Origin of the sequence: Mariniflexile sp. HMF6888, from assembly GCF_044335535.1 — a bacterium.
Classification (GTDB): Bacteria; Bacteroidota; Bacteroidia; order Flavobacteriales; family Flavobacteriaceae; genus Mariniflexile.
In genome coordinates, this window is sequence record NZ_JBIQVZ010000002.1 from 227,536 (window position 1) to 252,730 (window position 25,195).

The 25,195-nt window shown below is 33.9% G+C and carries 21 protein-coding genes; 15 read left to right on the forward strand and 6 right to left on the reverse strand.

Features of this window, described 5'->3' with window-relative positions; genetic code table 11:
* The first annotated feature begins 809 nt into the window (after positions 1-809).
* Genes ACGLWY_RS06300 through ACGLWY_RS06315 form a run of 4 tightly spaced genes read left to right on the forward strand, consistent with a single transcriptional unit; the run spans position 810 to position 7,093 of the window.
* Positions 810-1,943: an aminotransferase class I/II-fold pyridoxal phosphate-dependent enzyme gene (locus ACGLWY_RS06300; RefSeq protein ID WP_396618827.1), complete on the forward strand. Its 1,134-nt coding sequence runs from the start codon at positions 810-812 to the stop codon at positions 1,941-1,943.
* The gene (locus tag ACGLWY_RS06305; RefSeq protein ID WP_396618828.1) at positions 1,940-3,880 is read left to right on the forward strand and encodes a polysaccharide biosynthesis protein; all 1,941 of its coding nucleotides are present in this window, start codon (positions 1,940-1,942) and stop codon (positions 3,878-3,880) included. The genes ACGLWY_RS06300 and ACGLWY_RS06305 overlap by 4 nt, the downstream gene beginning before the upstream one ends.
* A 42-nt stretch (positions 3,881-3,922) precedes the next feature.
* On the forward strand, positions 3,923-4,696 hold the full coding sequence (locus tag ACGLWY_RS06310; RefSeq protein ID WP_396618829.1) for a polysaccharide biosynthesis/export family protein: 774 nt from the start codon (positions 3,923-3,925) through the stop codon (positions 4,694-4,696).
* A 6-nt stretch (positions 4,697-4,702) separates the two neighbouring features.
* Positions 4,703-7,093, forward strand: coding sequence for a GumC family protein (locus ACGLWY_RS06315; RefSeq protein ID WP_396618830.1), 2,391 nt, complete (start codon positions 4,703-4,705; stop codon positions 7,091-7,093).
* Positions 7,094-7,784: 691 nt separating this feature from the next.
* Here ACGLWY_RS06315 and ACGLWY_RS06320 read toward each other — a convergent pair.
* Together ACGLWY_RS06320 and ACGLWY_RS06325 are read right to left on the reverse strand one after the other, a co-directional pair.
* Positions 7,785-8,543, reverse strand: coding sequence for a tyrosine-protein phosphatase (locus tag ACGLWY_RS06320; RefSeq protein ID WP_396618831.1), 759 nt, complete (start codon positions 8,541-8,543; stop codon positions 7,785-7,787).
* Between the two features lie 4 nt (positions 8,544-8,547).
* Complete coding sequence (locus ACGLWY_RS06325) at positions 8,548-8,799, reverse strand: hypothetical protein (RefSeq protein ID WP_396618832.1); 252 nt, start codon at positions 8,797-8,799, stop codon at positions 8,548-8,550.
* A gap of 199 nt (positions 8,800-8,998) precedes the next feature.
* On the opposite strand from ACGLWY_RS06325, the gene ACGLWY_RS06330 reads away from it, so the two are divergent.
* The 9 genes from ACGLWY_RS06330 to ACGLWY_RS06370 all read left to right on the forward strand — a co-directional run bounded on the left by ACGLWY_RS06330 (position 8,999) and on the right by ACGLWY_RS06370 (position 18,190).
* Complete coding sequence (locus tag ACGLWY_RS06330) at positions 8,999-9,943, forward strand: DNA/RNA non-specific endonuclease (protein WP_396618833.1); 945 nt, start codon at positions 8,999-9,001, stop codon at positions 9,941-9,943.
* Between the two features lie 9 nt (positions 9,944-9,952).
* Positions 9,953-10,903: a CHAT domain-containing protein gene (locus tag ACGLWY_RS06335; protein ID WP_396618834.1), complete on the forward strand. Its 951-nt coding sequence runs from the start codon at positions 9,953-9,955 to the stop codon at positions 10,901-10,903.
* 17 nt (positions 10,904-10,920) lie between these two features.
* On the forward strand, positions 10,921-11,952 hold the full coding sequence (locus ACGLWY_RS06340; RefSeq protein ID WP_396618835.1) for a hypothetical protein: 1,032 nt from the start codon (positions 10,921-10,923) through the stop codon (positions 11,950-11,952).
* Between the two features lie 70 nt (positions 11,953-12,022).
* Positions 12,023-13,807 (forward strand): patatin-like phospholipase family protein, encoded by a 1,785-nt coding sequence (locus ACGLWY_RS06345; RefSeq protein ID WP_396618836.1) that lies wholly within the window; start codon positions 12,023-12,025, stop codon positions 13,805-13,807.
* A gap of 299 nt (positions 13,808-14,106) precedes the next feature.
* Positions 14,107-14,670 carry a hypothetical protein gene (locus ACGLWY_RS06350; protein ID WP_396618837.1) on the forward strand — a complete coding sequence of 188 codons (564 nt, stop codon included), beginning with the start codon at positions 14,107-14,109 and terminating at the stop codon, positions 14,668-14,670.
* A gap of 36 nt (positions 14,671-14,706) precedes the next feature.
* Positions 14,707-14,976 (forward strand): hypothetical protein, encoded by a 270-nt coding sequence (locus ACGLWY_RS06355; protein WP_396618838.1) that lies wholly within the window; start codon positions 14,707-14,709, stop codon positions 14,974-14,976.
* 296 nt (positions 14,977-15,272) lie between these two features.
* The gene (locus ACGLWY_RS06360) at positions 15,273-16,481 is read left to right on the forward strand and encodes a nucleoside deaminase (RefSeq protein ID WP_396618839.1); all 1,209 of its coding nucleotides are present in this window, start codon (positions 15,273-15,275) and stop codon (positions 16,479-16,481) included.
* 532 nt (positions 16,482-17,013) lie between these two features.
* Entirely contained in the window at positions 17,014-17,817 is an 804-nt protein-coding gene (locus tag ACGLWY_RS06365) for a type II toxin-antitoxin system antitoxin SocA domain-containing protein (protein WP_396618840.1), read from the forward strand.
* Positions 17,798-18,190: a hypothetical protein gene (locus tag ACGLWY_RS06370; protein WP_396618841.1), complete on the forward strand. Its 393-nt coding sequence runs from the start codon at positions 17,798-17,800 to the stop codon at positions 18,188-18,190. The genes ACGLWY_RS06365 and ACGLWY_RS06370 overlap by 20 nt, the downstream gene beginning before the upstream one ends.
* Before the next feature lie 20 nt (positions 18,191-18,210).
* On the opposite strand, the gene ACGLWY_RS06375 is transcribed toward ACGLWY_RS06370, so the two are convergent.
* The 4 genes from ACGLWY_RS06375 to ACGLWY_RS06390 all read right to left on the reverse strand — a co-directional run bounded on the left by ACGLWY_RS06375 (position 18,211) and on the right by ACGLWY_RS06390 (position 20,660).
* The gene (locus ACGLWY_RS06375; RefSeq protein WP_396618842.1) at positions 18,211-18,351 is read right to left on the reverse strand and encodes an RlmF-related methyltransferase; all 141 of its coding nucleotides are present in this window, start codon (positions 18,349-18,351) and stop codon (positions 18,211-18,213) included.
* Between the two features lie 91 nt (positions 18,352-18,442).
* Positions 18,443-19,075 carry an NAD(P)H-dependent oxidoreductase gene (locus ACGLWY_RS06380; RefSeq protein WP_396618843.1) on the reverse strand — a complete coding sequence of 211 codons (633 nt, stop codon included), beginning with the start codon at positions 19,073-19,075 and terminating at the stop codon, positions 18,443-18,445.
* Positions 19,076-19,111: 36 nt separating this feature from the next.
* Positions 19,112-19,693, reverse strand: coding sequence for a TetR/AcrR family transcriptional regulator (locus ACGLWY_RS06385; protein ID WP_396618844.1), 582 nt, complete (start codon positions 19,691-19,693; stop codon positions 19,112-19,114).
* 433 nt (positions 19,694-20,126) lie between these two features.
* The gene (locus ACGLWY_RS06390; RefSeq protein WP_396618845.1) at positions 20,127-20,660 is read right to left on the reverse strand and encodes an RNA polymerase sigma-70 factor; all 534 of its coding nucleotides are present in this window, start codon (positions 20,658-20,660) and stop codon (positions 20,127-20,129) included.
* Positions 20,661-20,827: 167 nt separating this feature from the next.
* On the opposite strand from ACGLWY_RS06390, the gene ACGLWY_RS06395 reads away from it, so the two are divergent.
* Together ACGLWY_RS06395 and ACGLWY_RS06400 are read left to right on the forward strand one after the other, a co-directional pair.
* Positions 20,828-21,991: a FecR family protein gene (locus tag ACGLWY_RS06395; protein ID WP_396618846.1), complete on the forward strand. Its 1,164-nt coding sequence runs from the start codon at positions 20,828-20,830 to the stop codon at positions 21,989-21,991.
* Positions 21,992-22,074: 83 nt separating this feature from the next.
* Positions 22,075-25,095 carry a TonB-dependent receptor domain-containing protein gene (locus tag ACGLWY_RS06400; protein WP_396618847.1) on the forward strand — a complete coding sequence of 1,007 codons (3,021 nt, stop codon included), beginning with the start codon at positions 22,075-22,077 and terminating at the stop codon, positions 25,093-25,095.
* The last annotated feature ends 100 nt before the right edge of the window (positions 25,096-25,195 follow it).

Genomic DNA, 25,195 nt, shown 5'->3' on the forward strand with positions numbered 1-25,195 from the left:
ATTTTGAGACGTGAAAGGTGGTTGTTGGATTGTTAGGGTTGGTTTTTGATGTGTTTTACCCTTCCGTCTTTAAATACTATCTGATTTAAATTCACCTTCCCTTAAAATAGGGAAGGAGTTGTTTGTTGGTTTGATTACAGCATAGGCATGATCATGGTATTTACCTGCCCCTTAAACTCTCCTCCTTTTAAAGGAGGAGTGGATTCGGTTTCGCAGAAAGAAACCGGAGACGAGGTGGTTTTTTATAGAACGTTTTACCCTTCCGTCTTTGATTTCTTTTCACGAAATCAAATCCACCTTCCCTTAAAATAGGGAAGGAGTTATTCGTTGTTTCGATTTAAAGGCTCATACCTTTTTAACTTTAGTTTTTAGCTATATCTAAATCGACAAGCGACCTAGTTTTACTATTAACTAAAAATTGTCGTGTCGTTAACCGATTATAATTACTCTTTTAGCGAATTAATCTAATTCTTGGTTTTTTGATTGAAAACAATTACTAAATTTACACCACAAAATACAAAATTGAATTGATTAATAGCATCATTAATTTAATTGTATAAATGTTTATATTCTATTTTTAGACTCTCAATTTAATCTATCATTTGTGAATAATTTGTTAGATTATTAAAAAACATTTAGAGACAGTTATTTTTAAGCTAATAATTAAAATTTTGTTTTATGTATTATCTAAAAGAGAGTAATCAAAAAAAACGAAAACATTCATTTTCCTTAGGTTTATGCCTAGGGCAGGATTTTTATGCGCTAACTTTTGAGCTTCTTTTATTTATTTAATTAAGTTAAATTTAAACATGTTAACTAAAACTAAAATATACTTATCATCACCTCACATGGGTGGCTCGGAACAAAAATTTGTTAACGAAGCCTTTGAAACTAATTGGATCGCTCCATTAGGCCCTAACGTAGATGGTTTTGAAAATGATATACAGCACTATTTAGGAAACAATTCCCAAGTTGCTGTACTAAGTTCTGGAACTGCTGCCATACACATTGCCCTGCAGTTATTAGGTGTTTCAAAAGGCGACGAGGTACTGTGCCAGAGTTTTACTTTTTCGGCTTCAGCAAACCCCATTCTTTATCAAGGGGCTACGCCTGTTTTTATTGATAGTGAAAAGGACACTTGGAATATGTCTCCGGAATTACTTGAGATAGCTATTAGGGACCGCATTGAAAAATATAAAAAGCCAAAGGCTATTGTGGCTGTTCATTTATATGGTATGCCTTATAAAGCGGATGAAATAAATGCTATTGCCAGGAAATATGAAATCCCTGTAGTGGAAGATAGTGCTGAGGCTTTAGGGAGTAAATATCACGGCAAAGCTTGCGGAACACTTTCTGATATTGGTATTTTGTCTTTTAACGGAAATAAAATCATTACCACTTCTGGAGGCGGTGCCCTTATAACCAGAAGTTTGGAGTTGAAAAATAAAGCGGTCTTTTTGTCTACACAGTCAAGAGATCATGCGCCTCATTACGAACATTCATCTGTTGGATTTAACTACAGAATGAGTAATGTTTTGGCGGGTATAGGCAGAGGCCAAATGGAAGTGCTGGATGAGCGCGTAGCGGCCAGAAGACATAATTATAATTTTTATAAAACGCATTTGTCAAAACACGACTCCTTCTCATTTTTGGATGAACCGATAGGGTTTTATTCCAATAGATGGTTGACTTGTGTTACAACAAGTTCGTATGAATTACGGGAACACTTACGGCTTGCGCTTTTAGAAGAAGGCATTGAGTCAAGACCGTTATGGAAACCCATGCACATGCAGCCTGTTTTTAAAGACTGTCTGCACTTTACGGATGGTACATCGGAAACCCTTTTTGATAAAGGGCTTTGTTTACCTAGCGGATCTAATTTAAGTCAAGACGATTTAGAAAGCATTCTACACATCATATTAAAAATCCCTCAAATATCATGATAAACAATTACTTTAACTATCTTTCTCAAAAGTACGCCTCAAAATGGTTGGTTTTTGCAATTGATTTAACAATCGTTTTAATTACATTTTGCGCCTCCTATTTTGTAAGGTTTAATTTTACTCTAGATTTTGATTTTACCCAATTTCTGTTTCAAATACCCATTGTACTCTTTTTTGCTGCCGTAAGTTTCCTGTTTATTGGCTCTTTTAAAAGCGTTATTAGACATACTGGATTTACCGATGTTGTTAATTTATTCAAGTCGGTATCGTTAATGTCTATGCTGTCTGTATTATTTGTTTTACTAAATAGAGAATTAGAAGTCATTAAAGGGTTTACTATACCTCTGTCTATATTAATAATGCATACTTTATTGAGTTTTGTATTATTAAGTTCCAGTAGGTTGCTTTTTAAAATGGCTTATAATCATTTAAAATGTAAATACATCTCGTCCAAACGTGTTTTAATTTATGGTGCAGGAGATTCTGGTATTGTGACTTACAATGCGTTAATTAGCAATGTTAGGGAAAAGTTTGATGTTATAGCGTTTATTGATGATAATTCCCGTAAAAATGGAAAATTAATTAACGGTATTTTAATTCTTAGCAAAAATAAAATCGATCAAGATTATATTGATAAGCATCGCATTGACGAAATTATTGTAACGTCTGAAAATATCAACAAAGATAACTTATTGAGCTTAGTTAATTTACATATAAAAATAACTAAAGTTCCACCTATCGAGAACTGGATAAATGGTGAGTTAAATGTTAAACAAATTAAACAGGTACAAATAGAAGATCTTTTAGGTCGTGCACCAATAAAAATTGATAACCCGAACCTTTTCAATGAATTTAAAGGAGAAACCATTTTAATTACCGGTGCAGCGGGCTCTATAGGTAGTGAGTTGGTTAAACAATTAGCTGATTTTGATGTTAAAAAACTTATATTGGTTGATCAAGCGGAGTCTGGTCTTTATGATATCGAACAAGATTTGACACGCGATGGCAAGCACCGTTTCACTGCTATTGTAGCCGATATAAGAGATGGTTTAAGAATTGACAGTATTTTTCAAGAATATAGGCCTACGATGGTGTTTCATGCAGCCGCTTATAAGCATGTGCCTTTAATGGAAAAATCACCTTATGAGGCCATAAAGATTAATGTTAATGGCACCAAGTTGTTAGCAGATACATCTTCCCGCTATAATGTTAAGAAATTTGTTTTTATTTCTACAGACAAAGCTGTAAACCCAACCAGTGTTATGGGAGCTACCAAGCGTATGGCTGAAATGTATATTAGTTGTTTACAAAAAGAAAGTAAAACGAAGTTTATAACAACACGTTTTGGTAATGTATTGGGTTCTAATGGTTCTGTAATTCCTTTGTTTAAGAAGCAAATTGAGAATGGTGGTCCTTTAACCTTAACCCATAAAGAAATCACCAGGTATTTTATGACCATTCCTGAGGCTGCGCAACTGGTTTTGGAAGCAGGTACTATGGGTAAAGGAGGTGAAATATTTATTTTCGATATGGGTGAATCTGTAAAAATATATGATTTGGCCAAAAACATGATTAAACTTTCAGGATTGAATTTTCCAGAAGATATCGATATTCAAATTACAGGTTTGCGTCCAGGTGAAAAACTATATGAAGAGTTGTTGGCAAATGGCGAAAACACCTTGTCTACCTATCATAGAAAAATAATGATAAGCAAAACCAGGGAATTGGATTATGCTTCAGTAAAACATGAGATTGAAGAATTATGTATCACCAATCGTTTCCAAAGCAATAGTATTGTTATGAAAATGAAGCGTTTGATACCTGAATATAAATCCAATAATTCTGATTACGAACGTTTTGATAAAAAAGTTCAGATTTACAAGAAGGTAAAAGAAATTTTGCATGACAAAACAGACAAAACATACAGTAAAGCCTAAGTAAGCAAAAATTTTAGTATTTTCCCCAAATATTTTATTTCTATGATTGAATCCTTTTTATACAACAGGTTGGTTGTTTTATTTTGTGGTGTTTTATTGTTATTAACATCCTGTTCAACTAAGCAAGACATTGTATATTTTCAAAATGCCAAAAATTTTGAGACTATAGTAGATACCGATACTTTTAAAGCAAAACTTAAAGTTGGAGATGTGGTTAGTATTTACATATCTACTTTAGACCCAACTGTAACACAACCCTACAATATAGTTATTGCAAGTGGCAATAATAGCCGATTAATAGATTATCTAATAGATGTAGATGGTAATATTGATTATCCTGTTTTAGGAAAAGTTAAACTTGTTGGATTAACCATTGAGGAAGCTAAGGAACTTTTAAAAAGTAAATTTTCTGAAGGCCAATTGTTAAATGATCCTGTTGTTATGATCAGAGTTTTGAATTTTAGAATAACGGTTGCTGGAGAGGTCAGATCACCTGGGGTTTATCCCGTCTCGGGTGAACGTGTTTCTATATTAGAAGCTTTGGGTATGGCAGGGGACTTAACCATTAAAGGAAGAAGAGATAACGTCTTAGTTATTAGAGACTTTAATGGCACCAAAACATATACTCGTATTGATTTAACCAATAAAGAGGTTTTTAATTCGCCTGTTTATTACTTGACACAAAATGATTATGTGTATGTAGAGCCTAATCACTCTGCTATAAGTGGTGCTTCAGGTGATTCTAGAATAGGCACCATTATTAGCATCTCCTCATTTATTTTAACAACCGCACTAATTTTTGTTACAAGAAATTAATTTATTATGTCAGATTTAAATAATATTTCTAAAATGGATTCAGCAAACCAGTTTAATTTTAAAAAAGCCGCTTCCATATATGTGAAACGTTGGTTTTGGTTTGTACTAAGTATATCCATTTTTTTGGGTGTCGCTTATTTTAATTTACGCTATACCGCCCCAGAATATTTAGCTACCGCCAAAATTATGTTAGTTGATGAAGGTGAAGCATCGGGAGCAAGTGCTATATTTAAGGATTTGCCATTTTTTGCCGAAAAGGAAGATGCGAAGATTGAAGATGAAATGAGCGTGATCATGTCTAGAGCATTTTTTAATAGTACTATCAAGGATTTGCGTCTTAACATTAAACATTACTTAAAAGGAAGGATTTATGATTCTGAAATTTATAAAAATGCACCAATAACTATTAATTTTATAGCATCAGACTCCATCATAGACCGAACAAACTTTAGTTTTCACATTAAAATTTTATCTGATAAAGAATTTGAGTACCGAATAAACGAGAATGACGATCCTAAGAAAATTTCTTTTGGCGAAAAAATCCCAACCTTCCTTGGAGGTATGATTATAACCCCGCGTTTTCCTAACTTGGAGAGAAGCATTGGCACTGAAATTAGAACAGAAATCCTGCCTGTTAAATCTATTGCTGAATCTTTAAAAAATAGAATCCAGACCTATCAAGAAAATAAATCCTCACGAATAATTAATATCTCTATCCAAGATCCTATCATCGAAAGGGCAAAAGATATTATAAATACCTTAATAGTAAAATATAATGAAGCTACCATTAACCAAAAGAATATAAAGGCGACAAATACGGCCAGGTTTATTGATGAACGTATTGAATTAATTGCAAAAGATTTACTTGGTGTAGATGATAGTATCGTTCGTTTTAAAACAGGTAATAAAGTAACGGATGTTACATCGGAAGCGGGTCAATTTTTATCTTCAAGTGTTCAAAACGAGCAAGAACTGGAGTTGTCGAGGATGCAATTACGCCAGCTAAATTATATGGATTCTGCTTTAGGAGATACAGATTCTTATACACCGATTCCTTCTAACTTAGGTCTAGGAGATCCAACCATCGTTACATTATCTTCTAAATATAACGAGTTGATTGTAGAAAGAGAGCGTTTGTTAAAAAGTGCTGGGGAACGGAATTCGGTGGTTTTACAGTTAAACCAAAATTTAAGAAGTATAAAGGAAAATCTAAGCCGCAGTATTCAAAATTCCAAGAAATCATTGGGAATTCAAATCAGTAGTTTAGAGAACCAGTCCAATATACTTAATTCCAGAATATTTTCGGTTCCGGGTCAAGAAAGCAAATTAAGAGGTATTGAAAGGAAGCAAGGTATTAAAGAGTCATTATATCTTTACTTATTACAAAAAAGGGAAGAAGCTGCTATTACACTTACAGCTACTTCACCTAGTTCGAAAGTTGTTGAATTGGCCTATAGTTCTGGAAGTCCTGTAGCTCCTAACAAAAAGATGTTTTATATAGGCGCTTTATTTTTGGGATTTTTAATTCCGTTTGGTTTTATTTATGTTGGTGATTTGTTAGATACCAAAATCCATAATAAAGAAGATTTAGAAAGAGAAATTAAGAACATTACCATATTAGGGGAAATCCCAAGAGTTAAAAAGGCTTTCAAAGAGGGTAGAGGTTTATTAGTAGAAAAAAACGACCGTTCTGTTTTATCGGAATCATTTAGGATTGTGCGCACTAACTTTGACTATGTAAGACGGGGTAGAAACGTAGAGCAGTACGACAATGTCGTATTTGTTACTTCTACCATCAATGGCGAGGGAAAATCGTTTTTTAGCTTAAATATGGCCCTTACCATGGCAAACACCAACAAACGCGTATTACTAATAGGTGCAGACATTAGAAGTCCTAAATTACACAGCAGCTTAAAAAGCCAAATGAAGGCTAATGCTTCTGATATAGGGTTGACAGAGTTTTTAGTAGATAAATCTATTTTAGCGGGTGAAACCATCAATACGTATAAGGTTAATGATATTAAATTGGATATTTTACTTTCTGGAAAAGTACCACCTAATCCCGCCGAACTATTAATGACGGGAAGGGTAAAAGAGTTGTTTGATTATGCTTCTAGCCAATATGATATTGTTATTGTAGATACTGCCCCCGCCATGTTGGTTACCGACACGCTATTGCTTAGTGAATACGCAGGACATACTATTTATTTAACGCGAGCTGGTTATACCGAAAAGCAAATTTTAAACTTTACAAAAGAACTTCATGCTACTAAAAAGCTTAATGGTATGATGTTGGTTGTGAACGATGTGAATCAATCAAATTTTGGATATGGTGCCAAATATGGTTATTATGGTACTCCAGAAAAAAAGGGGCTGTTTAAGCGTTTATTTAATTGATTATCGTTGATGCGTTGAGTTGTAAATCACAATAATTAATTGACTATGTCGGGAATAAGCTTATCAAAGTCCTATTGCCGACACTTCCTTTATATAACTTCGACAGGCTCAGCTTGACAAACTGTGCTTCACAAAACCCATTTTATTTGTTTATTCGTTGATACGTTGAATCGTTTAAATGGGTGTTCTTCACTAACTATTGGCTATTTTGTCTACTGGGTTTATTAGGTCTTCGACTGCGCTCCTGACTGACATTAAGGGGTAGGTATTGTTGATGCGTTTATTTGTTCTCTACAAACTATTGACTAGTGGCTATTTTATATTGTTTATTCATTGAATCGTTAATCACTAATCATTAATTGATTATGTCAGACTGAGCTTGTCGAAGTCCTATTACCAACAAGTTCCTTTATATAGCTTCGACAGGCTCAGCTTGACAAACTGTGAATTTTATTTGTTTAATCGTTGAATCGTTTAAATGGGTGTTCTTCACTAACTATTGGCTATTTTGTCTACTGGGTTTATTAGGTCTTCGACTTTAGTTTATCTTGAGCGCAGTCGAAAGGCTCGGACTGACATTGGAGGTTGTTATTGATTATTGTTTATTTGGTTATTAACAACTTATTGGCTACCGGCTATTTACTAATGACTATTGACTATTGACTATTGACTAATGGCTATTGACTAATGACTATTTGGGGTTTTGGATTACTGAAAATGTGGTGTTTGTGTTTTTAATGACAGGTGCTATTTTTTCAACGTTTTTTTTGCCTAATACTATGTTTGATAGTTTCTCGATATGTTGTGCATTATGTGTATCTGTTCCAACAAAGTCTATAAGTTTTTTATCTATTAAATAATTAGCGGTTGTTTCTACATTTTTGCCATAATAGTTGCTTAACGACAATAGGTTAAGTTGAAAAAAGCATCCTAATTGTTTTAGTTTATTATAATAATCAAGGTTGTTGTGATAAAATGCGTAGCGTTCTGGATGTGCCAATACCGGTGTGTAGCCTTTTGTTTTAATCTTAAAAATAAGCTGTTCTAAATTTATGGGTGGCTGGAAATAGGACATTTCAATAAGTACATGATTTCCTTTTAGGGTAAAAAGATTTCCTTCTTCTAAAAGTGTTTCAAATGTGGTGTCCAGCATGTATTCGGCCGCTGGGTTTATAGTAATCCCATTTTGTAGTTTTTGAGTTAAGCTTCCTAATAGGGATTCATAAGCACTACCAATAGTTTCATCTGTGTTAGGATAAAAATCCTGTATGATGTGCGGTGTGGGGATAAATTGCTTTACGCCCAATTCTTTAAGTTTTTTAATTAAATCGATTGATTCCTTTAAGTTTTTTGCACCGTCATCTATACCGGGTAGTATGTGGTTGTGAATATCCACAAAATCTTCTAGTAGGTCTTTTAAGAAATGTTTTTTTGAAAAGAAATGGCGCATATTATTAATTTAAAACTAAATTGGACTTTAACTCAACTGGATTAGGCATGTTAATAGAATCATCAATTCCATCAAAATAAATGGAGCTGTTTTCATTGCCATGTCTGTCGGTAGTGTACATTGCTCCAAAATTAGTGCCATCGTAACCATTTCCATTAACATTAAATGGATAATGAATAAGTAAATCAGTATTTAAATCTTGAGAGACTATATATAAAGGATTTGAGATGATAAGTAATTGCAATATTCTTTCCATATTTATTTTAAAATAATTATTGATACAAATCTACGTAAATATCTATTTGTTAGAATCGCATGGATTAATTCATTGCGTATATTTTTATCGGTTTACCTTATGGCATGGAAGCAGCTATCTATATATTAATTAGTTGATTTTTAATTTATTCTAAAATATTTTTATTATATTTAATTCTCCCTTTGAAGAATATAAATTTTTGATTAGACTATCAATGAGTTATATGCGTACATTTATGGGAGGTTCAGATGTTCCAATTCCTAAAATATCTACAAAGGAAGTTGAGAAATTTGAGATGAATGATTTAAATCGTTCTCAATATTTCTTGGAATATGTGAATTACAGTGTCCTTCACAATCCTTTTCGAAAGTTTCCTTATTTCACTGCGAGTAATATTCATGGTAACCTTTTTCAAAAAATAACCAGAAAAGAATTATTTGCAGGGAAAGGTGACAGATGGAAGAAAGATCCACGTATTCCCGAGAAAGAACAATGGGGTCACGAATTATATAGTGCCGTAAAAAGTGATTTTGATAAAGGCCATCTAACAAAACGAGAGGATGTGCAATGGGGAACAGATCGTAATAAGGCAATAGCTGCGGCAGAATCCACTTTCTTTTATACTAATGCCATGCCACAGGTGGATAAACTAAACCGAGGGATTTGGAGACTTATTGAAGATTATATCCTGCACCATCAAACCATTACACACCAAATTAAAATCAACCTATTTACTGGTCCTGTTTTTTTTGAAGACGATCCATATTTTGTCACACAGGTTAATGGCAATACCATACAAATTCCATATTTATTCTGGAAAGTGATCTACTACCAAAGCAATGGAACATTACACAGAACGGGGTTTTTAACGAGCCAAAAAAATATATTGGAGAAACGTCGTATTGTAAAGCCCACTGTTCGTGCGGATATGGAGGAAGAAGCTAATCTGTTTATGACATTCAAAGATGCAGAAACTTATCAAGTCCGAGTTGACTTTATTGAAAACATCTCTGGACTGACGTTTCATGAAGCTGTCGAAAATTTTGTAGAAAACACTCCTGAAGAACTCATTGTTTCTGGTGTTAATGTGCGTTCAGATAAGATCTTGGATATTAAAAATGCAACAATTAATATAACCCTTTAATTTAAAGCTTTGATAAAGATATTATTCATAAAGGTAAATCCCATCGGTACGACAAATCTATTTCTTGATACGGAAGAAAATAGCATTGAAGAATCGCGTAAATTATCTGCTAATCGTGACTATTTTGAGATAAAATCCAAAGGCGCTGTAACGAAGGATATGTTGCATAGCTATCTGGAAAATTATAAACCAAATATTTTGCATATCTCTGGTCATGGTAGCGATGAAGGTGTGCTTTATTTCCATGATGAAGAAAACCATAAGAAGGAATTATCTATTCATATGTTTAGTGAGTTTATACAAAATTATAAACCAAATCTCAAGTGCGTATTCATGAATGCCTGTTTCAGTTTGAATGAAACCGATAATTTTGTGGTGACAGATAATCAAGCAGTCATTGGAATGAATAGTGAGGTACCTAATGATACAGCATTATCTTTTTCGAGAGCATTTTATACGTCTTTTTTTGAGGGCAAGTCTATAAGCAATTCATTTCAAACGGCGGTGGATGTTGTTGGAATTGATGGATTCGGCGAAGAAAGTATTCCTGTTTTAATTGGTAATACCAATCTTCAATTAAATTATGAGCATCATGAAATGCAAATTGTAGAAATAGTACCTGCTGAAAACTTTACTTTAGTTAGAACGAAACATCAAAGACGGAAGCGGGATTATCACATCTTAATAGGTGTTACTATCTTTATTTCCATATCACTATCTATATGGGCATTACTTGATATTCAGGATAAGGCTTATGCGCTTATAAGTTTTGCGCCACTTGGTTTGCTCAAATGGTTTAAAGATAAGTTAGACAGGATTGAAGATTCTTTAACCTTATTGGAACTGTTGGAAACTGAAATAAAAAAATTCATGCTAAGACTTCAAACACCTCCAATCCCAGCATCAGCAAATGACACAGCTAAAAATCTAAACCAACAATTTTGGGACATTGTTAAATAATAGATAATACGAATACTATGGATGAATTCAGTAAAAAATTTAAGGAATACGAATCAAAAAGTAGAAAAACAAATAGAAATGGTATTATTATAGTCATTGTTGGATTACTTGTTTTCACAGGTTTATTCGTTTATAATGTTTATACCAAGAAGGAGACGCAGAAGGATACAGAGATCCTGCTTGACTATAATAACAAGCTAATAAAAGATTCAGAAATAAAAGATTCCATTGAGTATGTTCACAAAATAAAACGGGAGGACTCTCTAAAACAAGTGCTACAACAAGTTCAAACTAAAATAAATGAAATTAAGAGCGAAACAGGAATTAACAAAAATGTTATAAAAAAAATAGATTTACTACAAGAGAAGGTGAACACAATCAAATCCATCGCAAGGGATACCATTATAGTACGTTACTATAAACGCAAAGCAGATGGGAACTCCGTCGTAAAAGCCATTAAAAGTATAGATGAGCCTAACTTCTATTTACATTATCGTGATGTACCAAATGATGATGGCACAAGAAAAGTGAACGCCTTATACTATGGTGGGAATGTAAATAAAGATTATGTGGATTTATTACGCAAAAAACTTATTGAAAATAAAGTAGAGATCAAATACTTAAAACCATTTTTGAGTGCAAGAGGCTTTGAATGGAAGCAAGATGCTATGGAAATTGGTTTTGAAAAATCGACATCTACTACCAATGAAAACGCAAAACTTTATATAAGAATATATTGTTTTAAACCGAATGAAAAAATCAAATATGCCATTAGGAACAAATTGGAGGCTAAAGGTTTTCAGGTTAAACTATATCCCGACTGGACAGAGAAACCTTCCTTTTTCTCAAATCAGTCCACTGTTTTATACTATCAAGCATCAAATAAAAACAAAGCTATTTTCATTGCCAAAATACTCACGGATCTTGCTAAAAAAATGCCGAATTCAAAAGGAGCTGTGACCGAATTTGAGGTAAAGATGGGTGATGGTTATGGTGTGGAAGAAAATGAAAGAAAGGAACTTTTCATCATACACTATAACGGAAGCTAATCTATACACGCTTTTAAGTTGAAGCATGCTACTAAACACTCTTTTTTGGATACAATCTAAATATCGACCCATGAGCAAAAAATCAAACTCCAACACATTTCATTTAGGCCTAACGATGGCCGGTGCGGTTTCAGCCGGTGCTTATACTGCTGGTTTTATGGACTATATGTTAGAGGCACTTTCCGCATGGGAAGATGCTAAAAAGCAAAATGAAACAAATCCCAAGAGTCCTATTCCCAATCACAACGTTATTATTGATGCCATAGGAGGAGCTTCGGCAGGAGGGATGGTGAGTATGATTACAACCTTGGCGCTTTGTTCGGGTAAAATAGACCCCGTAAGAGATGTTTCAAACACAAAAACCGGTAATATTCTTTATGATAGTTGGGTGTTCCTTGATGATGATGACAGCCTATATGATGGCAGTGGGAAGGGAAAAACGACCTTTGAGAAGATGCTTTCTAATGACGATCTCCATGATAACAAATCGGCACCGTCATTATTAAATTCAAAACCAATAGATACGATTGCCGAACAGGTTTTTAAGTTGCTTCCCGAAGATGCCTCTGTTAATAATCTTCCCAATTACATATCTCAAGACCTTAGGCTGTTACTGACGGTCACCAGCTTGCGTCCTTTGGATTATAAAGTGAAGTTCAGCAAAATTATATCAAAGTTTCTTGATTCAACGCCTGGACATCGTATTAGCAATCATGATATTGTGGCGCATTTCAAATTAAAATATGATGAGATAGCAGATAGAAACAAGTTTTTACCATTTTGCCCATTTATCAAAAATCCAGTGAATGCCTCTGGTGAAGCATTAAAATCAAATCGCGATTTTTTAATCAAAGTCACAAAAGCGACTGGTGCTTTTCCTATAGGACTCGCACCACGTTATTTTGATGTGGAATTCCCTATGACATACGTTCGTAATAGTTTAAAAGAGCGGAAGGCTTTTAATGCTCAAATGGATATTGAATTGAAGCTAGATACAGAAGGGGATTTTCAATTTACTGCAGTAGATGGTGGTGTCATTAATAACGAGCCTTTTGATGAAGTTTTAAGATGTCTAGTGGCAAATCATGGCCCTGAAGATCCTGTTAATCCAAAATATGGGACACTCTTAATCGATCCTTTTCCGAACTTCGAAAATGAGATACTGTATGACACGCCTAATTATCAAAAAAACACGATTATGGATGTTATTGGTGGTTTAATCCCAACGATTCTTAACCAAGCACGTAACAAGCATCATGATACCTATGGGGTAGGATTATTTAAGCTTATGGCATTTCCTAGAAAATTAAAGTTAGGGAAACTTGAAGAGGTCGATCATCCCCCTTTGGCTACCGGTGGGATTGGCGGTTTTGGTGGTTTTATAGATATAGCGTTCAGGAAGCATGACTTTTTTCTTGGACGTAAAAACGCAAAGAATTTTTTGAGAGGGATCATGTTCATGGAATATGATGAAAAGGATCCAAATAATTTATTTTATAATGTTAGTAAAGAAGCGGTTAAAAAGTTTAGAAAAATAGTTGAACAAGATGATGGTACAAAAAAAGTATTCATGCCCATTATCCCGGATGTGACTAAATTGGATCCTAACGATGATGCCAATCCTTCAAGTTATGAGGTTCCAGATTTTCCTAAATTAGATAAGAAAGCATTCGAGACATTAGAGAAGCCAATAAGAAATCGCGTGAAAGCCATTTTAAAGGCTGAATTGAATGATAAGTTATCAGGTTGGTTGTGGGGTTTAACCAAAGGTCTTGTTATCAATAAGCTTTCAAAAAAAATAACAAAGTGGGTCATTGCAACTATTGAAAAAGACTTTACAAAACGCGGTATGTGAGGATTATTTACTATTGATTAATGACTATTGATTAATGGCTGCAGCCTATTAGGTCTTGAATCTTGGCTTTTGGATCTTTTCTCATGTACTAAAAAACTTTTGGTAAAAAGAATAGGTGAGTGGATTATACATATTTTTTGATTCTTTTTTTAGGAAAAATCATACTTTATTTTTATATTTACTAGCGTGCTTTTTTAATACAATCCGCTCTTAAATTTTTAACGGCACATATAATTGAATTAGAATTCCTGCTTAATTGAAATTTCTAGTTCTAATGTTATTAATTTAATTCAAACTTCATGAAAAAAATAATTTTTAGTCTTTTTATTCTTTCAGCAACATCTAGTTGTGTTTCAATACCACCAGAAATTACAAAGGTTCATTTAAAGGAATTAGAAATAATAGAATCACTTAAAATTTCACATTTAGCTATGGTAGATGCTTATGTAGATCAGAAAATTTTAGTGTTTGAAGCTTTCTTTTTTAATGAGTATGGCCTTGTGTATCGTACTAATTGGATGGCGTCTTTTAAAGAATTAAATGGTAGGGATTATAATCAGGAAAATGATTTCCCCAAGCTGTACAATGATTTAGTAGCTGAATACCAAGAGCAGATTTTGCCTATTGAAAAAATCAGATTTGATTTAAAAACATCAATCATCTTAGAATACAAGAATGCCATTGACTTACATAGAACCACAGGGAATTGGATTGATAACCTCAAGAAATTAAATGATTCCCAACGTAAAACAATAGATACCATGCTAAGCTCAATAAAGCCCGGTTTGTCATTGGATGCCATTGATGATGCCCTTGAAAATATTAAGAACACATTGAAAACCAAATTAGAAAACTTTAATTGATATTCTTAACAAATACAAATACATAACTTTTATAAAATGGCTAAAAAATCGAATGTAGGTAAACTTGCAAGTGACAAAACCAAAAAGGCATTTGCAGATGAGATATCAAGTTTAACCATATTGACATCTGAAGAAGTACAAGCTTTATTTCCTAAAAAAGCTGACAGAGTGGAACTTGAAGAATTATTAAAAATAATCAACCTTGATATTGATGATAAAGAAAAAAAGATCAAGCTTATTGAAAATATTGAAAAAGTGGGTGGCGCTATCATCAAGATAGGCAAAAAAATTATATCGGCTGTATAATCATTTTAATAAAAAGGATTTATCATCAGGTTAAGTGTGGAATAATCCACTGATTTTTAATAATCTAACCAACAAAAATATCTTAACCATTAGTACCAGCAAATTATTTTTTAATTATTAAGATTTAATGTAATCTACTTCTCATATTTTTTTGTATATTTAAACTCTCCCTATTTATAAGTTAAGTTAGCACAAGTAGTAGTATTAATTGTATCCATCAAAATGTACCCCTTATTTTATATCAAAAATAAGATGCATAAACTGATGGCAAAAACTAACCTAATCAACACTAAATTATGAAAAAAATCATTTGTCTAATGGTCGTATTAAGCGTCATTATGTCTTGTAAAAAGGCGGTCGAAAAAAAAGCTGATATTTATTTGGCTGAGGGACCTTCATCAACTACAACCTGTTATAACACGTATTCCGTGACGGATAGTGTCCAGGTTGAAAGGGATAAAATTTTTAGTCTGTTATCTTTGGCTGTTGTGTATAAAAATTGGCAAACACCAAATGCAAATCCGGTAAGAGGCTATAATATCGGATCGGTTTTGGTGGCGCCTTCCGGTCAGGTTGTAAAATGGGCCCGAAACTGTGTGGATACCACAGGAAATGGCACCCAACATGGGGAAGTCCGCTTAATGACCAGTTATTTAAATACCACGGAATATTTCTCATTGGCAGATGAAAGCGACAATCCGTATGTGCTATATACCTCTTTGGAACCCTGTGCCATGTGCAGTGGTATGATGACCCTACAAAGCCTAAGTCGTACCGTTTACACTCAAACAGACCCCGATTTCGGGAAAGCCATCCAGCGATTGGAATTTGATGCTTCATCCTGTGGGGGCTGTCCACCATATCCCCGTGCTGTTATTAGTGACGCTTCTCCATCACCATATCGAAAAACCTTGGATTCGGCCTATGTCGCCTATTTAAACCAAGGAGGCACACGCAGTATCACTAAATTTTTAACCACGCCACAGGCACAGACTATTTATTCTAATGCCGTCAATGCCATGTTAAATTACCAAGTTGTCTATCCCCAAAATCAAATCGCCCTAACAAATGCCATTGATTATTACAACAACGTTGTGTCAGACACGTATGTTCCTTTAAGTGATAATGATGATGTATTGACTACCGTTTTTAGAATAAATGGAAGTGGTATCAACCTAGGACTTACTAACGCCTATCAAACTTATGGTGCCAATTTATATATTGTGAGCAACTCTAAAGCTTTAACGACCTTGTCGGATATTGATGGGGATGCATTTTTCACCATTGTTAATACAGCAAATCCCTCTGAATATGCCATCATCGATTCGGGTGGTAACATCACCCAAGGAGGTGCTTTGGTGAATGTTATGTACCAAAATGGGGTGTCTTGTACACTCACTCAGACAAAAATTGAAAATGACGTCTATTACTATACTATAGATGTCATACTCACACATGCTAACGATTGCCAATGGAATGGTACGGCATGTGTTCCTACTAAATAAAAGTATTTTTTAGGATTCTGTTTAATAGCTTTTTTTCCTTTCCAACAGGCCTCTGTTCCCCAGAGGCCATAGGAGAGGTGTATGGTGGTTGGAAATTGTGTTTAAAACACGGTGTTTGCGAATCTCCTTTTAGTCGATTTGGGTAAAAGCAGGACGGAGCGTTTAGAAATAGTCCTGTGGACTATTTTAGCGAATGAGCCAGCTGGCGCTTTGGCAAACTACAGTTTCTTGAAAAAAATTATTCCTAAAGTTTCCTTTACGATGTTAATGACATCGAGATACGAGATGCATGAACTCCTTTAAAAACAATAGAAATCTTGTGAATAAACACTCGTTTTACGAAATCGAGGTACGAGATTCATGAATTCCAATTTATTAAAATAGAAAATAATGAATAAATGACGATAGGAGTGTAGTGAAATGAGTTTGAATGATTATTGTATATTAAGATAAAATGTTAGAAAATCAATCATTTCTTTGTTTTCTTTTAAAACATTTTATATGTTTACATAACTAAAACCATTTAAAATCAATGAAAACGGGACTGTCTAATAAAGAATTAGGTAATAGAATAATGATGATAAGGAAGGAAAAAGATCTTTCACAAGAAGAATTGGCTTCAGTAATTGGTATCTCAAGATCTTCTTTGGCTCAAATTGAATTGGGAAACAGAAAAATTTCAATTATAGAACTAATGAATTTCTCTCTCAACTTAGGACTTTCGATTGATAAAATATTGGCTAAAGATTTTGAACTCAAGAAAGAGGATGTTAATTTGAGTAAAGAAGTTAAAGTGAATGTTGAAGAGAGAATATCTATTCCAGATTTAATGGTAGATAAATTTAGGAATATCTTATTGTATATTCTTGAAAGGTGTGCAGGTAAGGCTAACGTTGGAGAAACAGTTCTTTATAAGCTTTTATACTTTTCAGATTTCAATTATTATGAAGTGTATGAGAGTCATTTAACAGGTGCTGTATATCGAAAATTACCGTATGGTCCTGTTCCGAATAATATAGATTCTGTTATTGATGAAATGATAAAAATTGGAGAAATAAAAAGAATTAAAACAGAATTTCATGGCTATCATCAGACTCGCTATTTACCATTAACAAAGCCTGATTTAACTGAATTAAAAGCAAGTGAAATTGATGTTATAGACAGAGTGATTAACCAGCTTTCTGATTATTATGCTAGTGCGATTAGTGATTATTCACACAAGGATATTCCATGGTTAGCAACAGAAGAAGGAGATGTGATTGACTATGAATTAGCCTTTTACAGAGAAAAGCCTTATTCGGTCAGAAATTATGATAATGAGGGAGATGGAGTTTGATGAATTAAAAGAATTTAAAAAAGATTTAAAAAAACTCTCTAAACGATATAAATCATTAAGTGATGATTTAAAAATTATAAGAAAGGTATTAAAAGTAAACCCTGAGGCAAGACCTCCTTTTAGTTTTAATATTGATGGATTGGGAATTACAGATTGCATAATTAAAGTAAAAAAAATGGCATGCAAAAGCTTAAAAGGTAAAGGAGTTAATACTGGATTAAGACTTGTATATGCCCATTTTGAGAAAAGAATAGAGAATATAGATGGTGTTGAAACTGAGTTAGATGAAAAAATAATTTTTGTTGAGTTATATCATAAAAATGATAAAGCCAATGAAGATAAAGAACGAATTTTAAAATATTTTAATAAATAGATTAAAATTTAAAAATATGGTTATTGATAAATTACCTGCAAAAAAAACTTGTTGAGTTTAGCATCTGCACCGCTATGTAATTGTTCTGAAAGCACATCCCACACATGCCACAGATAATCCAAGCGTCCGGGAATAGGAGGGATGAGATAGCCAGTTGGCAACTGATGTCCACAAGTTTAAAATCGGCCAACAAGATGGCTTTATTTAAGGCATACACCGCACTGGAATCACTAAAATCAATGATTGCTTTTTTTAGTCTATTACAGTTACTAAATCTTCCATAGGTTTTCTAACCTTTACAAGATTTACTAACCAATCTTTATCTTCTTTTCTGTAACCTAATGGCAATAGAACAGCACTACGCAATCCTTTTTCGCGTAAACCTAAAATGGCATCGACAGCAGCAGGGTCAAAACCTTCCAAAGGCGTAGCATCTACACCTTCAAAAGCCGCAGCACTTATGGCTTGCGAGAAAGCGATATAAGCCTGTTTTGTCGCATGGTTAAAGTTTTCCTCGGCATCTTTCTGCGGATAGGAATTTAATAGCATTTGACGGTAATTTTCCCAACCTTCGTTTTTAAATCCGCGAATGTCATTTGTTAAATCGAAAATGTAATTAATTCTATCTGCTGTATAGGTATCCCAAGCCGCAAAAACGAGTAGGTGTGAACAGTCTGTTATAACGGATTGGTTCCAAGCTACAGGTTTGATTTTTTCTTTAATAGCTTGGTTTTTAATGACTATAATCTCAAAAGGTTGTAAGCCACTTGATGTTGGTGCTAAGCGTGCAGCCTCTAAAATGCGACCTATTTTATCTTCTGGGACAGTTTCACCATTCATTGCTTTTGCAGCATATCTCCAATTTAATTTATCTAATAATTCCATGTTTTTAATTTTTGTTTTTATTGTTTATTTATTTATTTAAAAAACTTTAATACTGCTCCAAGCAGATTGATAAGCTTCTTCTATTTGGGTTTTGTCTAACTTGAATGCCCCCCGTTTTTGCATAATCATTAAAAATGATAACGGATTTATAGCATAGGCATATAATAAGTAATCTGAAATCGGTCTTATAATGCCTTCTTTTTTACCACGAGCCCAAAGGTCGAGTAGGGGCTGTAAATGCTTTATGCCTTCTTGTCTGCTCGGTTCATCAATCATAGGCGTATTATCACATTGGGCTAAAAACATGGCATTCTCGCAATCTTTAAGTTTAAAATCTGCGATACGTTTCCAAATGATTTCAAAGCCTTCTTTAACCGGCATCGTTTCGTTATAAGTAGCAAAGGCGTATGTAGTGTATTTAGCTTTAACTTCTATATAGGTTTTGTTTACCAAATCTTGTTTGTTTTCAAAATATAGGTAAATAGTAGCTGGAGAAACGTTAGCCATTTTTGCAATTTGACTCATGGGAGTTGCGTGGAAACCATTGTTGTTTACCAACTCAATTGTAGCCTTTATAAGTGCGTTACGTTTGTCTATGCTTTTTTGAAGTTTAGCCATATCGTTTTAAATTATGGCACAAAGATAATAAAAAAATGAATGTTCATTCTTTTTTAACATAATTTTAGAAAGACAGTATGAATGTCCTTGAATTTTAGTTGGTGGTAACTAATGATGGAACACTTTGTTGTGCAACAATGCTAGGGGAGTTGAGAGAGCAAAGTGTCACGTTTTATATTTGATAAAGTGGAGTTTGAAAATCTCCTTCGTCGATTTGGTTAAAAGCAAGGCGGAGCGTTTAGAAATAGTCCTGTGGACTATTTTAGCGAATGAGCCAGCTGGCGCTTTGGCAAACTACAATTTCTTGAAAAAATTTATTATAAAAGTTTCTTTATAATGTTAATGAAACCTCTTGTGGTTCTCGAACTCCTATGGTTGGTAAATATCAGATGCAAACATGGTGAAAGTAAGAATAATTTCCGTCAACATTAAATTATAAAAGAAATACAGATACATTTTCCCTTAAAAAAAACAGGGCTTTAGACATCTGATTTTCAACGGTTTTTATGGAAATCCCCAATTCCAAGGCTATTTCCTTATACTTTTTTTTCTCCAACTTGTTTTTAATGAATATTTCCTTGCAACGTGGGGGGAGTTGGTCAATCAATTTATTCAGTTTTTCCAACTTGTAATCATAGGGGTCATTTTCCAAGGTGGCTTCCGAAATAGTGTCCCATCTTATTTTATCCAAGGTGTCATATTGAATTTTTTCCTTTCTAATATGTTGAAGAAATTGATTATGGCAGGTTTTAAAAAGGTAATTTTTAAGGGATGTGCTGATAAGTATTGTTTTTCTTTTTTCCCATAAACTTACCATGGCATCCTGAACAATGTCCTCAGCTAGCAATCGATCGCCAGATAAATTAAAAACATAGTTACACAGCCAATCATAGTATTCAGAAAACAAATAACTATAAGCTTCTGCCTTACCTTTTTGTAGTTTTATTATAAGTTTTTGTTCATTCATTATGGCTTGGATGTGACCCAAAACTATAAAAAAAAACCAGACCTAGCATTATTTATAAAGAATAAAGAATAAAATAATCAACTTTTTTGGAAATTTTCAAAGAAAAACAAAAAGAACATAGGGGTTTTTTGAAATAAACGCATCTTTAAGTTAAAAAGTATATATAAATGCAAAAGTATATTTTATTGATTGATAAATTTTTGAACAGAACCATTTCATCTAAAGAAAGAAAGGTTTTGAAAAAATGGATTTTGGAAAATGACGACAACATGAAGTTCTTCAAGAACCGTATCAAGGAATTTAGTCAGAATACAAAACAGGATTTTGATGCAGACATGGCTTATCAAAGATTTTTGAATATCCTTAAATCCAAAGAGAAAACCCCAAAATTATTTCATACAGTGTTAAGATATGCTGCTGTATTTGTTGTGCTCTTGGCAATTGGTTTTTTAACTAAAAACCTACTTAGTATGTCCAATATCAAACCTTCAGAGAAATTGATTGGGAATGACATAATCAAAGGAAGCAACATTGTTGTAAAATTGGCCGATGGAAGTACTAAAGTCTTAAAATCTGAAGGCGATGAAAAAATAGCGGATGCCAAAGGAAATATTATAGCAAACAAAGGAGATAATTTGCTCAGTTTTGATAATAAAACAGATTTGGTTGGTTCCAAGACTATGTTTAATGAAATTTATATACCCTATGGACAAACATTTAAGTTGAAATTGTCTGATGGAACGATGGTTTGGCTTAATGCAGGCTCTAAATTACGTTTCCCACAAAAATTCACCGATTCCGATAAAAACAGAATGGTTTATTTAGAAGGAGAAGCATTTTTTGAAGTTACTAAAAATAAGGACAAACCTTTTATTGTAAATACCAATGAGGTGAATGTTGAAGTACTGGGTACAAAATTCAATATTTCTTCCTATGAAACAGATAGCTTTATAGCCACTACTTTAGTTGAAGGCTCTGTTTCTGTTTATGAAACCGGCACCCCAGAAAATGCCTTGTTGCTGAAACCAAGTTTTCAGGCCAGTTATGATAAATTTGGGAATCATTTTAGCAAAAAAAAGGTCAATACTGATATTTATACCGCTTGGATGCAGAATAGATTGGTTATTGACAATTTAAAGTTTTCAGAAATATTGGTTTGGCTTGAAAGAAAATATCATGTGGAATTTGTGAACAAAACAACGCATTTGAACAATAAAATCTATAAAGGGGAATTTGACAATGAGGATATAGAAACAATACTTAAAACAATTGCTTTGAGTACGCCTTTTAAATATGAGATAAACCAAGATGTAATAACCATTACAGAATAAAAAGATAAGGGGAGTGTTCCAGCACTCCCCTTAGTTATAGACCATTAATAAATAAATATTAACAATCAAACACACGCAAAATTATGAAAAAAAGAGATGGATGCAATGTCTTTGTTCAAAGACGTAGTAGAAAATTGAATTTAAAAATGAAATTAAGCCTTGTTTTAACTTTTTTTATCTTGCTCCAGTTGTCGGCAAGTCCTGTCATGTCACAAAAGAAGATCCAGCTAGATTACATAGGGGTCCCTTTAAAACAGATTCTTAATGAAATAAAATTTCAGACAGGATATAGTTTTTTTTATAATGTCAATGAAATAGATGATACCCAAAAAATTTCGTTTAGTGCAAAAGAAGAAAGCATAAACCAAGTGCTAGTAAGATTGGGGATGAAAGCAAATTTTGATTTTAAAATAGCTAATAAACAGATTGTTTTAACAAAAAAAATAATTGCTTCAGCATTTAAGATTCAAGAAAAAGAAATAAAAGGGACGGTAAAGGACAAAAATGGAGAGCCACTTCCAGGTGCTAACATTGTGGTAAAAGGAACCAGTACTGGTGCTCAGACCGATTTTGATGGAGTCTTTTCTATTGTGATGCCAAATAATCTAACCATACTTGAGGTCTCTTATATAGGTTTTAAATCCGTTGAGGTTGATATTACTGGAAAAAGTATTGTTGACATAGTCCTTGAAGAAGCCGCATCACAGTTAGATGATGTGGTTCTTGTAGGAAGCAGGGGAAAACCAAGAACCTCTTTTGATTCGCCAGTGCCTGTAGATAACATAAAAACCACAGAACTTACACAAACGGGAAAAGGTGTTTTGGACCAACAATTAATGTTCAAGGTGCCTTCATACAATTCTACCCAACAACCCATATCTGATGCGGCTGCACATTTTAGTCCAGCTGACCTTAGAGGTTTGTTTCCAAGTAGGACCCTTGTTTTGGTAAATGGTAAAAGAAAGAACGCCAGTGCCTTGGTATACAGCTACGTAACACCAGGCCGGGGAGAGGTTGGTGTTGATATGAAGTCTATTCCCACTGCTGCTCTCGAACGCGTTGAAATACTTAGAGATGGAGCCGCCGCTCAGTATGGTTCAGACGCCGTAGCTGGAGTCATAAATTTAGTACTTAAAAAATCTTTGGATCCTTTTGTTAATACCAGTTATAGTATAACCAGTGAAGGAGATGGCGAACAATATCAAATTGAATCTGGTTTTGGTGTCAATATTGCTGATAGAGGATATGCCAATTTTACATTAAATTATTTTGATCAAAAACGTACACAACGTGCGGGAACAATAACCAGTGTTGATGATGAAGCCAATTACTGGGGAATTACTGAGACGTCCGATTTTAACACAAGCGATTTGACCTCTTTTTTAGATAGAAACCCAAGTGCAGGGTTTCAGGTAGGCCTACCTAATATGACTATTACCAATTTCTCATATAACATGGGCTATACACTGGATGAAGAAACGCAGACTGAAGTGTATTCGTTTGGTACATTGGCTAACAGAAGTGGTTCCGCGCCACAGTTTGCAAGGGTACCATACTGGGTGCCAGGTTTCGAGCTAATTTATCCAGGACAGGACTTTTTCTTAGCAGAAATGTCTCCGCAAATTAAGGACAATACCTTGGCATTAGGAATAAAAACGGTTTTTAATGAATGGAATTTTGATCTTAGCTCAACTATGGGGAAAAACAGAATTGATTATTATATAACAAACTCTTTTAATCAATCTTATGGAGCTAGCAGCCCATCAGATTTTTATAATGGAGCACATCAATTTAGCCATGTTGTAAATAATTTGGATATTGAAAGAACATTTAAAGGAGGAGGAGAAAGTTCAATATCTGTTGCTTTTGGAGCAGAACATAGAACAGAACGCTTTGTTACCGAAGCAGGTGAATTGGCTTCTTATGATGATGGAACTCCTGATGTTGCCGACAGAACAGGGTCTGAATCTTTTGGAGGTTTTAGACCAGAAAGTGCATCAGACGATTACCGAAGCAATTTAGGTATATATACAGATATAACAGCAGATCTTTCAGAATCTTTCTTGATTGGTGGAGCATTACGTTATGAAAATTATAGTGATTTTGGATCTAACGTCAGTTGGAAGTTAAATACAAGATGGAAGACTAATGATGATAAACTTTCCATAAGAGCATCTTTAAGTAGTGGTTTTAGAGCACCATCATTACATCAATTGTTCTATACTGCCATTACAACAACATTGACTCAAAACGGAATTCAACAAAACGGAACCCTCAATAATTCAGATCCAGCGCTTAGAGCCTTAGGCATTCCAAGATTAAACCCAGAAACATCTTTTAATATTGGAGCGGGGATTTCATATAGAATAAGTAAAAATATTGGAATAACAGCAGATGTCTATCAAATTGATGTAGATGATAGAATTGTGCTTTCTGGTCAAGTTACACCAACAGGAGATCCTTCAAGTCCAATAGACCAAACATTGGCATCTGTAAATGTAGGGTCGGCAGGGTTTTTCTTAAATGCAATAAACACCCGAACCAAGGGTATCGATATTGTATTTAGCTATGATAATATTACACTTGGAAAGGGACTATTAACGGGAAGCATTGCTGCTAACTTCAATAAGACAGAAGTTGTAGACACCAATTTCCCTAATTTCATCAAGAACAATAATTTAGAGGATGCTATTTTTTCAAGAGAAGATGTATCAAGAGTTGAAACATGGAGACCAAGACAAAAAATAGTGGCTTCTGTAAACTACAAAATCAATAGGTTTTCTACTAACTTATCGTTTATGAATTATGGAGAGGTAACCTACAGACACTCAAGCAATCCAGCAGACGACGCTACTTATAGCGGTAAAACTTTAACCGATTTGAGCTTTACCTACGGAATTACAGATAAGATAGACTTCACTCTAGGAGCCAATAACTTATTCAATGTATATCCAGACACCTTCGCCGATGCTTACAAGACAAATGGAGGCGTACCAAACGATAGAAATTTGGACTTTGTGGGACGTTTCAAATACCCATGGCAAACCACTCAATTTGGTTTGGATGGTACTAGATTATTTACAAAACTTGCGTTTAAATTCTAAAGTATTATGTGTTAATTTCAGTGAACCCAATTCCAGTCAGTATGTTGCTGGATTGGGTTTATCTTTAATAAGCTAGCATTTTCAAAATCAATCCTGTGTA

Bases quoted from the DNA above. Each gene is read 5' to 3' on its own strand.
- ACGLWY_RS06300 (WP_396618827.1), top strand. From the start codon at position 810: ATGTTAACTAAAACTAAAATATACTTATCATCACCTCACATGGGTGGC.
- ACGLWY_RS06305 (WP_396618828.1), top strand. From the start codon at position 1,940: ATGATAAACAATTACTTTAACTATCTTTCTCAAAAGTACGCCTCAAAA.
- ACGLWY_RS06310 (WP_396618829.1), top strand. From the start codon at position 3,923: ATGATTGAATCCTTTTTATACAACAGGTTGGTTGTTTTATTTTGTGGT.
- ACGLWY_RS06315 (WP_396618830.1), top strand. From the start codon at position 4,703: ATGTCAGATTTAAATAATATTTCTAAAATGGATTCAGCAAACCAGTTT.
- ACGLWY_RS06320 (WP_396618831.1), bottom strand. From the start codon at position 8,543: ATGCGCCATTTCTTTTCAAAAAAACATTTCTTAAAAGACCTACTAGAA.
- ACGLWY_RS06325 (WP_396618832.1), bottom strand. From the start codon at position 8,799: ATGGAAAGAATATTGCAATTACTTATCATCTCAAATCCTTTATATATA.
- ACGLWY_RS06340 (WP_396618835.1), top strand. From the start codon at position 10,921: ATGGATGAATTCAGTAAAAAATTTAAGGAATACGAATCAAAAAGTAGA.
- ACGLWY_RS06345 (WP_396618836.1), top strand. From the start codon at position 12,023: ATGAGCAAAAAATCAAACTCCAACACATTTCATTTAGGCCTAACGATG.
- ACGLWY_RS06350 (WP_396618837.1), top strand. From the start codon at position 14,107: ATGAAAAAAATAATTTTTAGTCTTTTTATTCTTTCAGCAACATCTAGT.
- ACGLWY_RS06355 (WP_396618838.1), top strand. From the start codon at position 14,707: ATGGCTAAAAAATCGAATGTAGGTAAACTTGCAAGTGACAAAACCAAA.
- ACGLWY_RS06360 (WP_396618839.1), top strand. From the start codon at position 15,273: ATGAAAAAAATCATTTGTCTAATGGTCGTATTAAGCGTCATTATGTCT.
- ACGLWY_RS06365 (WP_396618840.1), top strand. From the start codon at position 17,014: ATGAAAACGGGACTGTCTAATAAAGAATTAGGTAATAGAATAATGATG.
- ACGLWY_RS06370 (WP_396618841.1), top strand. From the start codon at position 17,798: ATGAGGGAGATGGAGTTTGATGAATTAAAAGAATTTAAAAAAGATTTA.
- ACGLWY_RS06380 (WP_396618843.1), bottom strand. From the start codon at position 19,075: ATGGAATTATTAGATAAATTAAATTGGAGATATGCTGCAAAAGCAATG.
- ACGLWY_RS06385 (WP_396618844.1), bottom strand. From the start codon at position 19,693: ATGGCTAAACTTCAAAAAAGCATAGACAAACGTAACGCACTTATAAAG.
- ACGLWY_RS06390 (WP_396618845.1), bottom strand. From the start codon at position 20,660: ATGAATGAACAAAAACTTATAATAAAACTACAAAAAGGTAAGGCAGAA.
- ACGLWY_RS06395 (WP_396618846.1), top strand. From the start codon at position 20,828: ATGCAAAAGTATATTTTATTGATTGATAAATTTTTGAACAGAACCATT.
- ACGLWY_RS06400 (WP_396618847.1), top strand. From the start codon at position 22,075: ATGAAAAAAAGAGATGGATGCAATGTCTTTGTTCAAAGACGTAGTAGA.